The organism is Paraburkholderia acidiphila (assembly GCF_009789655.1).
GTDB lineage: Bacteria > Pseudomonadota > Gammaproteobacteria > Burkholderiales > Burkholderiaceae > Paraburkholderia > Paraburkholderia acidiphila.
The window spans coordinates 441,084-454,520 of the sequence record NZ_CP046912.1; the positions used below are offsets into that span (position 1 = coordinate 441,084).

Annotated in this window: 15 protein-coding genes; 8 read left to right on the plus strand and 7 right to left on the minus strand. The window is 64.1% G+C overall.

Going from position 1 to position 13,437, the window contains the following annotated elements; genetic code table 11:
* Positions 1–89: 89 nt before the first annotated feature.
* The 3 genes from FAZ97_RS32160 (at position 90) to FAZ97_RS32170 (ending at position 2,433) form a co-directional block, all read left to right on the plus strand.
* Positions 90–1,190, plus strand: a complete 1,101-nt coding sequence (locus FAZ97_RS32160) for a DMT family transporter (RefSeq protein WP_158762814.1) — start codon at positions 90–92, stop codon at positions 1,188–1,190.
* 114 nt (positions 1,191–1,304) lie between these two features.
* Entirely contained in the window at positions 1,305–1,697 is a 393-nt protein-coding gene (locus FAZ97_RS32165; protein WP_158762815.1) for an SRPBCC family protein, read from the plus strand.
* A 304-nt stretch (positions 1,698–2,001) separates the two neighbouring features.
* Positions 2,002–2,433 (plus strand): hypothetical protein, encoded by a 432-nt coding sequence (locus FAZ97_RS32170; protein WP_158762816.1) that lies wholly within the window; start codon positions 2,002–2,004, stop codon positions 2,431–2,433.
* A 175-nt stretch (positions 2,434–2,608) separates the two neighbouring features.
* Here the strand turns inward: FAZ97_RS32170 and FAZ97_RS35895 are convergent, their stop codons facing one another.
* Positions 2,609–2,764 carry a hypothetical protein gene (locus FAZ97_RS35895; protein ID WP_407671955.1) on the minus strand — a complete coding sequence of 52 codons (156 nt, stop codon included), beginning with the start codon at positions 2,762–2,764 and terminating at the stop codon, positions 2,609–2,611.
* A gap of 397 nt (positions 2,765–3,161) precedes the next feature.
* On the opposite strand from FAZ97_RS35895, the gene FAZ97_RS32180 reads away from it, so the two are divergent.
* The 4 genes from FAZ97_RS32180 (at position 3,162) to FAZ97_RS32195 (ending at position 5,481) form a co-directional block, all read left to right on the plus strand.
* Entirely contained in the window at positions 3,162–3,794 is a 633-nt protein-coding gene (locus FAZ97_RS32180; RefSeq protein WP_158762817.1) for a TetR/AcrR family transcriptional regulator, read from the plus strand.
* A gap of 61 nt (positions 3,795–3,855) precedes the next feature.
* A complete protein-coding gene (locus tag FAZ97_RS32185) occupies positions 3,856–4,578 on the plus strand; it encodes a Pr6Pr family membrane protein (RefSeq protein WP_158762818.1) in 723 nt (240 codons plus the stop codon).
* A gap of 34 nt (positions 4,579–4,612) precedes the next feature.
* The gene (locus FAZ97_RS32190; protein WP_158762819.1) at positions 4,613–5,122 is read left to right on the plus strand and encodes a DUF1697 domain-containing protein; all 510 of its coding nucleotides are present in this window, start codon (positions 4,613–4,615) and stop codon (positions 5,120–5,122) included.
* Positions 5,123–5,175: 53 nt separating this feature from the next.
* The gene (locus FAZ97_RS32195; RefSeq protein ID WP_158762820.1) at positions 5,176–5,481 is read left to right on the plus strand and encodes an NIPSNAP family protein; all 306 of its coding nucleotides are present in this window, start codon (positions 5,176–5,178) and stop codon (positions 5,479–5,481) included.
* A gap of 24 nt (positions 5,482–5,505) precedes the next feature.
* On the opposite strand, the gene FAZ97_RS32200 is transcribed toward FAZ97_RS32195, so the two are convergent.
* The 4 genes from FAZ97_RS32200 to FAZ97_RS32215 are packed head-to-tail and all read right to left on the minus strand — an operon-like array spanning position 5,506 to position 10,628.
* Complete coding sequence (locus tag FAZ97_RS32200) at positions 5,506–6,798, minus strand: MFS transporter (protein ID WP_158762821.1); 1,293 nt, start codon at positions 6,796–6,798, stop codon at positions 5,506–5,508.
* A gap of 17 nt (positions 6,799–6,815) precedes the next feature.
* Positions 6,816–7,367, minus strand: coding sequence for a GAF domain-containing protein (locus FAZ97_RS32205; protein ID WP_158762822.1), 552 nt, complete (start codon positions 7,365–7,367; stop codon positions 6,816–6,818).
* Between the two features lie 30 nt (positions 7,368–7,397).
* Positions 7,398–8,810, minus strand: a complete 1,413-nt coding sequence (locus FAZ97_RS32210) for an MFS transporter (protein ID WP_158762823.1) — start codon at positions 8,808–8,810, stop codon at positions 7,398–7,400.
* A gap of 33 nt (positions 8,811–8,843) precedes the next feature.
* Positions 8,844–10,628, minus strand: a complete 1,785-nt coding sequence (locus FAZ97_RS32215; protein WP_158762824.1) for a gamma-glutamyltransferase family protein — start codon at positions 10,626–10,628, stop codon at positions 8,844–8,846.
* Between the two features lie 226 nt (positions 10,629–10,854).
* On the opposite strand from FAZ97_RS32215, the gene FAZ97_RS32220 reads away from it, so the two are divergent.
* Positions 10,855–11,505: a FadR/GntR family transcriptional regulator gene (locus tag FAZ97_RS32220; RefSeq protein ID WP_158762825.1), complete on the plus strand. Its 651-nt coding sequence runs from the start codon at positions 10,855–10,857 to the stop codon at positions 11,503–11,505.
* A 27-nt stretch (positions 11,506–11,532) separates the two neighbouring features.
* Here the strand turns inward: FAZ97_RS32220 and FAZ97_RS32225 are convergent, their stop codons facing one another.
* Together FAZ97_RS32225 and FAZ97_RS32230 are read right to left on the minus strand one after the other, a co-directional pair.
* Entirely contained in the window at positions 11,533–12,057 is a 525-nt protein-coding gene (locus FAZ97_RS32225) for a GlcG/HbpS family heme-binding protein (protein ID WP_158762826.1), read from the minus strand.
* Between the two features lie 96 nt (positions 12,058–12,153).
* Positions 12,154–13,350, minus strand: a complete 1,197-nt coding sequence (locus tag FAZ97_RS32230; protein ID WP_158762827.1) for an NnrS family protein — start codon at positions 13,348–13,350, stop codon at positions 12,154–12,156.
* Between the last annotated feature and the right edge of the window lie 87 nt (positions 13,351–13,437).

Below are 13,437 nucleotides of genomic sequence, written 5' to 3' on the forward strand. Positions count from 1 at the left end.
GGCGGCCCTACGCCCGGCACGTAGCCCGCTTGCGCGGCCATCGCGCTTCTTCTAGGCTTTTTTCGTCGTCCTTCCCCTTCGAGCCTGCGATGAAGTCCCATCGGCACACCATCTTCACGGCGCTGCTCGCCGCCGCCCTGTTCGGCATCACCACGCCGCTCGCCAAGGCGCTGCTCGGCAGCGTGTCGCCATTCATGCTCGCGGGGCTCTTCTATCTCGGCAGCGGTTTGGGGCTGGCGGTCGTCCTGCTATTGCGCCGACTCGCGGCGCACCGCGGCGACTCGGCCGCCACGCATGAACCTGCACACGACCCGCTGCGTCTCGCCGAAATGCCGTGGCTCGCCGGCGCGATCGCTGCGGGCGGCGTGGCGGCGCCCGCGCTGCTCATGCTCGGCCTGAACGCCACACCCGCCGCCACGAGCGCGCTGCTGCTGAATCTGGAAGGCGTCTTGACTGCGCTCATCGCATGGGTCTGCTTTCGCGAAAACTTCGATGCGCAGATCGCGTTAGGCATGCTGGCGATCGTGGCGGGCGGCGTGCTGCTCGCCTGGCCTGACGCGCATGCCGGCGCGGTATCCGGCGTTGCATCGGGGATCGCACCCGGCGCGGTGCTCGTCGCGCTTGCGTGCCTGTGCTGGGCGATCGACAACAACCTCACCCGCAAGGTCTCGACCAATGACGCGATGGTCGTGGCTTGCACCAAGGGGCTCGTGGCCGGTCCGGTCAATATCGGCATTGCGCTCGCCGCGGGCGCCCACTGGCCCGTCTGGCAGGCAGCAGGCGGCGCCATGGCCGTGGGATTCGCGGGCTATGGCGTAAGCCTCGTGCTCTTCGTCGTCTCGCTGCGCCATCTCGGCACGGCGCGAACCGGCGCGTACTTCTCCGTGGCGCCGCTCTTCGGCGTGGCGCTTTCACTGCTGCTGTGGCCAGAGCGCCCAGCGCTCGCTTTCTGGCTCGCGCTCGCGCTGATGGCGTTCGGCGTGTGGCTGCACGTGCGCGAGCGGCATGACCACACGCACACGCACGAGCCGCTCGAGCACACCCACGCGCACCGGCACGACGAACACCACCAGCACGAGCACGATTTCGCATGGGACGGCACGGAGCCGCACACGCATGCGCACCGTCACGCACCGATCACGCATAGCCACGCGCACTACCCCGACGTGCACCATCGGCACGCGCATTGACGGCGGGGCGAATAGCAGCCACTTCCGTCACAAGCGACGTCAAGATTTCCCAGGACCGCCGCGCTTCGCGCGCGCACGATGCACGCGTCACCCAACGCAAAGGAGGCAAGTGCCATGGCTACCGTGTACCGGGATATCTCCGTTGAAGCCGCAGCGGAAGACGTGTGGGCCGCGCTGCGCGATCCCGCCAACGTCGCGCAGGTATTCGCGGGCGTGCTGACCGAAGCGCGCATGGAAAACGACGTACGATGGGTCACGTTCGCCGACGGCACCGTAATCGAGGAACGCGTGATCGGCGTGGACGATGCGCACATGCGCCTCGCCTATACCGTCGGCGGCGGACGGTTCGAGCATCATCACGCGACGCTCCAGGTGATGCAGGACTCGCCCCAACGTTGCCGCGTAGTCTGGATCAGCGACTTCAAGCCCGACGAGCGGATACAGATGGCCGAGCCGCTCACGGATGCGGGTTGCGCGGCGCTCAAGCGCAATCTCGCCCGGCGATAAAAGCGCGAGCGCCGGGCGGCTATCGTCGCGGCCACGGCACACGCCTTGGTCGTTTGCGCCGCGCGCCTTGCAAGCGGGTGTCGTTCACGCCAACGGTGGACGCTTTTATGGACGCCTCGGCGCGAATTCGAGGGCGGAGGCCGCGCTCGACAGTTAGTTGCACAAATGAAGCCGCGGCAGACCGCCATAGGCGGAGGCCGATCGGGGCGTGGTACAGCGACGAAACGGACCGTGCGACGGCGCCCATACCGGCACGCCATTTGCGCTCAGAATAGTGCCAGATGACTCGACAACGGGAGCTGTAATGGGGGCACGAAAATTAACGCTGGCCGTGCGCTGCATGGCCGTCTGGGCAGGCCTGGGGGCCATACCAGCCTCGCACGCCGCAGGCACCTTCGACGGCAATTGGAACGTGACGCTCACCTGCCCCAAGGGAGCCGTCGGCACGTCAGGCTACCGATATCAATTTCCAGCCGAAATCCAGGAAAACGTCCTGCACGGCGAGCATGGCGACAGAGATGCGGGCGGATGGCTCACGCTGGACGGCAAACTTGAACCCGACGGGTCGGCCACGCTCGTCGCCCAAGGAGTGACCGCGCCATCGTCCCGCGCGATGAGCCACGCCAATAGCAAAACGCCCTATTCCTACGAAGTCAGCGCGCAGTTCGACGCGACTTCGGGCAGCGGTTCGCGCACAACGGCGCGCAAATGCGACCTTGTGTTCGTAAAGGAATGACGGATAAGGATGATCGGCGGCCCGCGCAACCGGCGCCACAAAAGAAAAAGCCCGCTTGAGAGAGCGGGCTGAATCCATATCAGGAGGAGACATGGAGGAGACGGGTCAAGTATAGGGTTTTCCCCTAATCAGCGCAACTGTTTTTTTCGAGATTTGGCCGTAGCGTGTTTCGGCCTCAATCGCCGTGTTTTTCCCGTTGAACCGCGCCGAAATGAGCGGCAAGGAAAAGCCCCATGACGAGCGCGCCCGCCAGCACCGCCACGATGTCTTCGCGCGTTGCTGGCTGCTCAAGCGGGCGCAGGCCAAGCGCCAACGCGATCACGATATTCACGAAGCCCCAAACCACATTCACCACAGGCGACGAGTCGCCCCGCCCTCGCGGTCGTGCGAAGGGTGTGGGAAAAGGCTGCCCCTGCAGGCCGGAAGCCAGATGCGGGATCGCATTGCAAAGGAACGCACCGGCGAAAAAGAGCCATACATACGGCATGTCGTAACCTCGAACGTACAAACGGGAACAGGCAGCTTGACGGCAGCATCGGCGGCGACCGCGTTGCTGAAATGCGAGGATATCCTCGCAAATAATAGTAGAGAATACCCTCGCATAAGTCAATTTACATTGCCGCGTGCCTCGCGTGCATTTGCACTTTCTGAGGCCTTTCGCCAGCAAGAATCCCGCATGCTAATATGCGAGGAATTCACCCCATATCCTCGCATTAGAAGATGTCGTCATGACTCCCTCCACGCCCGTTGCGCCACCCGCGCGCGCCACCGAACCCAAACGCGAAAGGGGCCGTCAGCGTGTGGCCGCGATCATGGACGCCGCCGTTACCGTTTTCACCGAGAAGGGTTACGACGCGGCCACCATGACCGAAATCGCGGCGCGCTCAGCCACGGCGATCGGTTCGCTGTATCGCTTCTTCCCGACCAAGGAGGCGCTGGCCGAGGCGCTGTTGCTGCGCTACGCACAGCAGGCAAAGAACGGCCTCGCGGAACTCGAGCTGCAGGTTCCGGAAATGACGCTCGAGGCCGTAGCCGACGCGCTCGTCGATTTCGTGCTGCTGTTGCAGTCGCAACGCAGCTTTGCCACTGCACTCGTCGACGCCCGCAGCGGCAGCGACGACCACCGCAAGCGCTTTCGCGAGGCGATGCGCTCGGGCGTCGCCGGCATCCTGAGCCGCGCGATCGCCCATCTCAAGCCGGCCAGGGCAAAAGTCATGGCGATCGTGCTGATCCACATGCTCAAGGGCGTCGCCGGCGTCGCCAACGAAGAACCCTCGGCGCGGGCCGTGCTGATGGCCGAGTTCCGTGATCTCGTACGCCTGTATCTCGTTTCGGCTTCGGCGCGCATCGACAGCAAATAGCCTGCTGACGCAGGAGAGACGGCGTCGGGCGCGCACGATCTTTGTGCGCTACCATCGCTGCATGCCCGAACCAGCGCGACCGGCGGCGACTGCGCCGCTTCACCCAAGCCCCTACGCCACCGCATTGGCGGGTGCGATCGCATTGCTCGCGTGGGGCGCGCTCGCCGCGCAAACCGGCATTACGATCGAGCGCATGGTGCTGCGCGGCTTCGACACGCTCGAGGCCATCGGCCGGCTTTCGGCCTACCTGACCAATCTCACGGTCTTGCTCGTTGCGCTCACCTTCACCTGTATTGCGCTGCGCCTGCGCGCGTGGCCGGCACGCTTCTTTAGCGCTCCGGGCACCGTGAGCGCGGTAACGGTGTATATCGTCTTCGTTGGCATTGCTTACAATGTGTTGCTGCGCCATCTCTGGACGCCGCACGGCTATCGCGCACTGCTCAACGAAAGCCTGCATACCCTGATTCCGCTGTTATGTGCGTCGTACTGGCTGCTGTTTGTGCCGCGTTTCACCCTTGGCGCTCGCGATCGCCTCGCCTGGCTCGTCTATCCGCTGGGCTATCTCGTCGTCACCTTCTGGCGCGGAAGCGAGACGGATTTTTATCCCTATCCGTTCATCGACGTCAGGCAGCTCGGCTATGCACACGTGCTCGTCAACAGCGCCTTGCTGCTCGCCGCCTTCATGGTGCTGATGGCGGTGTTCGTGACGATCAATGCAAGAAGACGCCCTGCCATCGTCACCAACGAGGCGCTCGGCGCATCCGACTTGCGACGCCCTGACTAACCCGCCACGTCTCAATCGAGCCTCGATCCAATCCATGCCCGTCTATATCGCCCTTCTGCGCGCCGTGAATGTCGGCGGAACCGGCAAGCTCCCGATGCCCGAACTTCGCGACATGTGCGAAGCGCTCGGGTTCACGCGCGTGCGCACCTATATTGCGAGCGGCAACGTGGTGTTCGAGAGCCGGCTGGCCGAAGCATCGGTGAAACAGAAACTCGAGGAGCGCCTGGAGGCTTATGCGGGCAAGCCCGTTGGCGTAACGGTGCGCACGGCCGCAGAAATGGCCGCTGTGCTGCAAGGCAATCCGTTTCCCGCTGCCGCGCCTGATCGCACTGTTGCCATCTTTCTCGACGCACCGCCGCCGGCTGACGCACTCGACACGGTGAGCGGCCAGAACGCGGAAGAATGCCTGCTGGGCGAGCGCGAGATCTATGTGTTTTACAAAGACGGGATCGGGCGCTCGAAGCTCAAAATCGCGGCGGCCAAGGCTGGAACGTCGCGCAACATGAATACCGTGGCGAAGCTTCTGGAGATCGCGCAAGCGTGAACGCCATTTGAATCGCCGTGCACGCCGTTTTTCAACAATCCCGAGAAAAGACCATGATTACCTGCTACCTGCGTTACGTAATCGATCCCTACCGGCTGGAAGAATTCGAAACGTACGCCAAAATGTGGATCCCGCTCGTCGAAAAGTTCGGCGGCAAGCATCACGGCTACTTCCTGCCTTCCGAAGGCGCCAACAATATCGCGCTCGCGCTTTTCTCGTTTCCAACGCTCGCGGCCTATGAAACGTACCGTGCCGATTCGATGAAAGACGCCGAATGCCAGGCCGCATTTCGCTATGCCGCCGATACGCGCTGTATCGTGAGTTATGAGCGGAGCTTTTTCAGGCCGGTGTTGTCGTAGCCGGCATTGCACAAGCGCTGCGCATCAGCCCCGACCCGTCGCCGCGGCCAACGCACCCTGCCTGGCCTCCCCACTCGCCTGCCCCGGATCGCCCGCGCTCGTATCGTGCAGTCGATCCGGAATGAACAGCGCCATCACGCCGCTCAGGAAAAACACCGCGCCGACCACCAGAAAACCCATGCCGATCGAAAACTGCGTGGCGATATAACCGATCACGACAGGCGCCGCGCCCGAACAGAAGCGTCCCACGTTGTACGAGCCGCCAACAGCCGTGCCGCGAATACGCGTTTCGAAGCTCTCCGACATGAACGTACCGATCGTGCCCAGCGGTACGCCATAGAGAAAGCCGAACACGAGCATCAGCCACGCAATGTTTTCACGGGTGTGGAAAAGCACGATGACGGGCAGAAAGACGGCCGCGCCAATACAGCCGAGCACATACACGCCACGTCGGCTCCAGCGGTCGCCCAGCCAGCCCGCCACGATCTTGCCGATGAACGCCACGACCCACGTTGCGGTCATATACCCCGTCATCGCGCTGAATTTGATGTGCAATTCGCTTTCCAGATACGTGGGCAACCAGTTGTTCAGCCCATAGAACCCGGATAGCGCAAACACGGAAGCAAGCGACCAGAAAATAAACATCCTGCGCGCCTCGCGGTCCGCGAAAATCAATGCGTAACGGTTGTCGTGCCAGCGGCGGCCGCTCGGGCGCGCCGCGGCCTCGCTCATGCGCCAGCTCGGCGGCTCGGGCACGAAGAAGTGAATCGCCACCGCGAGCACCACGGGCGCGGCCGCCACATAAAACAGCATGCGCCAGCCATAGTGCGGCAGGATCCAGGTGCTGAGCGCGATCACGGTGATATAGCCAGCCGAAATCGCCGTTTGCAGCACGCCGAGGATCAGCGAGCGCCGCGCCATGGGCACGTACTCCGCCACGAGCGTGCTCACCAGCACCATGCAGCCAATACCCATCGAACTGATGAAGCGCACAACCGCGAATTCGAGGAAGCTGTGTGTGAGGCCGAGCAGGCCCGCGCCCACTGAGAACAGCATCATCGCCCAGACCACCACGCGCACACGACCGAACGAGTCGCTCGCCCAGCCGCCCAGAATGCCGCCAATCGCCATGCCGAGCAGCGTCAGGCTGCCGAGCGCGCCCGCCTCGACATTGGTCAAGCCGAATTCGCTCTTGATACGCGTGAGCGTGAGGCCGTACATCATGACGTCGGCCCCGTCCACCAGCAGCGCGAGATAGCCGAGCGCGAAGACGAGCAGCCAGCGGTTGGCGTTTCCTGGGGATGTCGTTGTATTCATCAACAAAGGTCCTGCGATCAAAGGCTTGAATGGGCGGCAAAAGCCATGCCGTGCGCGACAAGCGCGGGCGCGAGAAACGCGCCGAGCAGCAGGCCCGTTTCTTCGTGTTGCGGCGTGTACCAGCCCTCGACGTGCGTGAGGTTCATCGTGCCGACACAGCGGCCGTTGTAGGCAACCGGTATGTTCAGAATCGAGCCGAGCCCCATCGCCGTCATTACCGCGTGATCGTCGAAGGCCTCGCGCAGGCCTTGCGGCGTCGTGGCGCGAAACGGTTCGAGATCCGAAAGAATGCGTTGCGCCCACGGCGTGCCGCTTTTCTTCTTGCGTCCGCCCGGCGGGTAGATGTCCGGCATGTTCGTGAACAAGCGCTCCACCTCCTGCTTCCCCGCGTCATAGGCCATGATGGTGAAGAGGCGAAAGCCGATGGCTTCGGCGGCGACGGCACACACTTCGCGGAAAACCGCATGCGGTTGTCCGGGCTCGCGAATCGCGCGCGAAAGACGCGCGAGACCGGCGACTTCACGCTGCAGCGCACAGAGTTCGTCGACGTGGGAAAGAGGCGTTGGCATGGGACGTACGAGAGTATGGATCGCGCGCGCTTAGCTATGCAGCCCGTCGCGGGCGAGTGGCTTGTGCGCATCGAAGCCCGCCTGGGCGCCGCTCGCCTCGATGTCTTCGAGCGAGCGATTGCGGGTTTCGATGCCAAGGAAGAACACGACGCAAGCGCCCGCGAGCAGCACAGCGGTCGTCATGGCGAACACACCGAAAAAGCCGAACGCCGGATACACGAGGCCCACGAGGATGGGCGCGCTCACCGAACCGATCCGGCCAAACGACGACGACGAGCCTGTACCGGTCGTGCGCACGGCTGTAGGGAAGACTTCCGGCGTATAGGCGTAGACCCCCGCAAAAGCGCCATTCATGAAGAACGAGAGACACACCCCCGCCACCGTGATCTGCACGCCCGTATGCGAGAAAGCCAGCGCAATCGCGGCGAGTCCTCCGAGCGTCATGTATGACGCCACGACGCCTTTGCGGCCGATACGCTCATTGAGCCATGCCGCCGAAAAATAGCCGGGAATCTGCGCACCGTAGATGGCGATCGAATAGCCGAAGCTCTTCGTGAGCGTCAATCCCTCCTTGACGAGCAGGCTCGGAATCCACGAGAAGAACGAGTAGTAGGCGAACGCCACCGAGAACCACATCAGCCAGCTCACCGCCGTCGTGCCCACGAGCCGGCGAGAGAACAGCGTCAGCACGTTATTTAGCGCGCCGCCACCGCCCTGCACCGCGACCGCAGTTGCGCCAGCCGAGCCAACCGGCGCCAGCGCAAACCCCTCTTGCTCGTAGCGCGATTCGATGGCCCGCACGATGTTGTCGGCCTCGGCGGAGCGTCCGCGGCTTTCGAGCCAGCGCGGCGACTCGGGCAGCGTTCTGCGCCACCAGAGCAACATCACCACCGGCAGCGAGGTCAGCACGGCGAGGTAGCGCCAGCCGTCTGCGAAATTGCGCACGACGGTATAGCCGAGAATCGATGAACTTAGATATCCGAACGACATGAAGCCGACGAGCGCGCCACAGAACATGCCGCGATAGCGGCGCGGCACGAACTCCGCGAGAAACGGCGCGATCACGACCGTTTCCGCACCCGAGCCGAAACCCGCGAGCATGCGCAGCGCGAAAAACGTGTGCCAGTCGTTCGCCGTGGCGCTCGCCATGGAAGCCGCGCAATAGATGGCCAGCGCGCTCATCATGATGCGGCGGCGGCCAATCACGTCGGCCAGCACGCCGGAGAGGAACGCACCGAAAAAATAGCCGATATACGTGCTGCTGGCGACGAGTCCCGTTTCGGCGCTCGTCAAATGCCAAAGCTTGCTCACGACCGGCAGCAAGAAGGCAAGCGACGACGAGTCCAGCCCGTCGAACATATAGCCGAGCCCGCCGATCAGCAGCAGTTTGCGATGGAAGCCAGCGAGCGGCAGTCTTTCGAGTCGGGCAGCGACGGTGGACATGGTCGGTCGGTTCCGGTTGAGCGCGGCGTGTGGTCAGCGGCCGATCGCATAGGCCTGCATTTGCCGCGGCGTGGCCGCGCCGCGCATCAGGCCGTTGCGGATGCCCACCGCGCATACGCGCCCGAGCCCCCAAGGCTCGGCCACGGTGAGGTCGTGGCCGCGCGCGCGCAAGCCGGCGAGCGTGGCTTCGGGAAAGCGCGACTCCGCCGACATCTTGCCGAGCTGCATCGAACGCGGATAGAACGAACCGGGGAAATGCGCGGTCTGGAACGAGGGCGCGTCCACGGCGGACTGCAGGTTCATACCCGCATGCACGTGACGCAGGAACAGCTGCATCGACCACTGATCCTGCTGATCGCCGCCCGGCGTGCCGAACGCGGCATACGGCTTGCCCTCGCGCGTGACCAGTGTGGGCGAGAGCGTCGTGCGTGGACGCCGGCCCGGCCCGAGCGAGGAAGGCAGGCCATCTTCCATCCAGAACATCTGCGCGCGCGTGGTGATGTTAAAGCCGAGGCCGGGCACCGCGGGCGACGCCTGCAGCCAGCCGCCCGATGGCGTGGCCGACACCATGTTGCCCCAACGATCGACCACGTCGAGATGCACGGTGTCGCCGCGCAATTCGGGCAGCGGCGCGAACGTCGGCTCGCCCTGGCCGAAGCCGCCCGGCTGCTGCCGCCCCGCGTTCGCCAGAATGCGCGCCGCGCGTGCTTCGCTGTCGAGCAGCGGGCCAGGACGGAATTCGAACGAGGCCTTGTGCGGATCGACCAGACGGCGGCGCTCGTCGTTGTAGGCGTCGCTCAGCAGCGTCTCCATCGGAACGTTTGCAAAGCGGGGGTCGCCGTAGAACACGTCGCGGTCCGCAAACGCGAGCTTCGACGTTTCGATCACCGTGTGCACGAAATCCGGTCCGAACGGATCCATCGCGTCCAGATCGAAGCCCTTGAGCAGCGCGAGCTGTTGCAGGAACATCGGCCCCTGGCCCCACGGCCCCGTCTTGTGCACACGCAGGCCCTGATAGTCGTACGAGAGCGCTTCCTCGTATGTGGGCTCCCAGCGCGCGAGATCATCCGCATCGAGCAGGCCGCGATTGCGGCGGCCCGAGGTGTCGAGCACGTCGGTCGAGCGGAAATACTGGTCGATGGCGTCGGCCACGAAGCCGCGGTAGAACGCCAAGCGCGCGAGTTCGCATTGTTCGGCGCGATCGCTTTTCGCGCTCGCCTCGCGCAGGATGCGGCGGTACGTGGCCGCAATGGCAGGATTCGCGAACAGCTCGTTCGGTGCAGGCGCGTCGCCGTTGCGCAGCCACTGCTCGGCGGAGGTCGTCCATTCGCTGAGAAAGAAGTCCTTGATGGCGAGAATCGACGCGCACATGCGCGGCAGCACCGGATAGCCGTTCTCCGCATAGCCGATCGCGTAGCTCAGCACGTCTTCCAGCGGCAGTTGCCCGTAGTCGCGCAGCATCGTCATCCATGCGCCGAACGCGCCCGGCACCACGGCGGGCAGCAGGCCGGTGCCCGGCACCACTTCGAGCCCGAGCGCGCGCATGCGCTCGATCGTCATGGTCGCGGGCGTCACGCCCTGGCCGCACAGCACGCGCACGCGGTCTTCTTTCGCGCTGTAGAACACGACCGGCAACTCGCCGCCGGGACCGTTGAGATGCGGCTCGACGATCTGCAGCACGAAGCCGGCTGCGGCGGCCGCGTCGAATGCGTTGCCGCCCTTCTCGAGCACCGCCATCGCCGACGCGCTGGCAAGCCAATGCGTGGACGCCACCATCCCGAAGGTCCCGATCAACTCGGGACGCGTTGTGAACGACATCTTTCACTCCCTGCGCAAACGGCACGATTGCTTGCCGAACCATTCACAATTGGTTCCAAAATACTTCACGACCAGCTTACGAAGGAAGATTTTTGGCCGCACCCGGTGTTAACCCTTAAATATCGTCCAATTCTTCGGAGTTTCGGCAATCCTGGAGCGCGCGCGCCTTGTGCGTCACAGGCCGGCTGCTAGAATCGAACCAATTTATATTGGTTCATATCGTGCCATGGAAAGATCCGCACTCGACAGCCTGCTTGCCTACATCGCACACCACCGGTTGAAAGACGGCGACACGTTGCCGCCAGAGCGCAAGCTCGCCCTGGACCTTGGCATCAGCCGCCGGGAACTGCGCGCGGCGCTTGCCTCGCTGGAGGCGTCGGGCCGAATCTGGCGCGGTGTGGGGCGTGGCACCTACCTGGGCGCGCGGCCGCTGAAGTTCGCGCCCACGCTGCGCGGCCTGCGCTCGCGCACAAGCCCGGCGGACATCGCGGAGATGCGCCTCATGTTCGAACCGGCATTAGCCGGTCTCGCCGCGGCCAAGGCCACGCCCGAGGATCTGAGCGAACTGGAGAAGTGCGCGAAAAGAAACGCGACGGCGAAAAACGATGAGGAGTGGCAACTATGGGACCAGCGCTTTCACCTGCTGATCGCACAGGCCTCGCGCAATCCCGCGATCATCGCCCTCATGGAAGTCATCAACGGCATGAGAGTCAAGCCGACCCAGCGCGAAAAGACCACGGACCAGGCTACGCGCCATCATTTCGCGCAGCAGCACCAGTCTATTGTCGATGCGATTCTCGCCCGCGACGGCGAAACCGCCGCGCGCTGCATGCGCGAGCATCTGCTCAACGTGCAGGGGTATGGCTCGCCGCATTGACTCCGGGTATGCCTGCGCGTCGAGCGCTCACTTCACCGTGGAGGCCGCGGCCTTGCATGCTACGGCATCCTGATCACCCGTACCGCCGCTGCACCCGATCGCGCCGATCACCTTGCCGTCCTCGACTAACGGAAAGCCGCCTGGCGAAGCCACGAGCCCCCGGTCGAGCGTAACAACGTAGGCATGCCCGCTCTCGAACTGGTTATAGAAAACGCGCGTCTCGCGCCGAAAACGCGCGGAAGTGCGCGCCTTGTTCTGCGAAATCTCGACGGAGGCGTATTGCGCGCCATCCATGCGTTCGAACGCGACGAGATCGCCATGCGGATCGACCACGGCGATATTCATTTTCCAGTCGTGCTTGCGCGCCTCGGCTTCGGCGAGCGCAAGCAGATGCTTCGCCGCATCGAGCCCAATAGGCGAACCGTAAGGAATATCGTAAGGCATGCGCTCCGGCACAGCAGCCGCCGGCGGCGTGGAAGCTGACGTTTGAGCCTGCACCGAGGTTACAAAGACGAGACAGGCCGCGCCTGCGATCTGAACAGAGTGATGCATTGCACCCTCCTTCATCGGCGGGCTCGAGACGCCAAGCGCGTGCAGCCCTCGGCAGACAACATACTCGCGCAATCCGCAGCATGCAAGGCCGATGAATCAGCCCTCCTTACCATCGGCACGCGGCGCGATCAGCCAGCCCGCGTAGCGGTAGCAATATGCCGCGAACGCAACGACCCAGCACGCACCGGAAGCCTCGATCCAGAACATGAGCCACTGCGGCGCAAGCCACGGTCCCACCACGCGAATCGACGCGGCGATCACGAGCAACCCATAGCTGGCGATATCGAAGCCCCCGGCCACCAGCTTGCGGCCCGTATGTCCGCGCGCGGTACGCGTGATCATCGCCATGATCGCGCAGCCGATGGCGCCCACCGTGAACGCGTGAATGGCGAGCGTATGCGCGATGAAACCCAACGCGGCGAGCGCGAGCAGCACGAAGCCCACCGGTATCCACGCATAGGCGACGTGCAGGATGGTCAGGATCGGCCGGTTGCCAATGCGCCACGAACGCCAGCCCCAGATCCGCGCGCCTTGCGCACACGCCGCCGCAAAGGCGGCAAGCGCGACGAGCGTGCCCGAGCCGAGCGCGGCATCGAGCACGAACGCCGCCGCGCTGAGCGGCAACACCGCGCGCTCGACCGCATTCCAGCGCCGGGCCGTGTAGCCAGGCACAGCGTTGGCCGTGAAAGACGGGATGATGCGCCCACCGATGATCGTGATGAACAGCACGAGCATGCCCACGGCGAGATACGCGCTGTGCAGCGCCCACTCCGCGCAGCCGGCGAGCATCGAAAGATGGAACGCCACGTTCAGTGCGGCGAGCATGCCGAGCGCGACCGGCAAAAAGATGTTGTGGCTATTCTTGGCGCCGACGAGCACGCGCAGCAATACGAGCGCGCACACGGGAAGAAAGAGGCTATCCACCACGGCGGCAATACCGGGCGTTGCGTAGGCAACGGTGATGCGCCCGGCGAGCCATAGCAACCAAAGCGCCGCCAGCGACTTGCCCTGCGCAGGCGTGACCGACGTCCACGCGCGCACGGCGGTCAGGAGAAACCCCGCCACGATCGCTGCGCCGAAACCGAAAATCATCTCGTGCACGTGCCAGAACATGCCCGGCAGGTACGAACTGAGACCCGGCAAAGGATGACCGGCGTACGCGGCCATCCAGGCCAGCAGCGCCGCGCCGCCAAAGAGCGCACCGCCAAGGTAGAACGGCCGGAAGCCGAGCGCCCATAGCGCGAAACCACCGCGTGCCGCGGGGCCAGGTTCTTCGATTCGAAAGACGGCCATGATCGCCCTCGTCAATACATATATTTTCAATGCATGTTATATGGATTGACGAGAAAATGCCGCTGCAAAGCTGAAAGCGCGATGTAA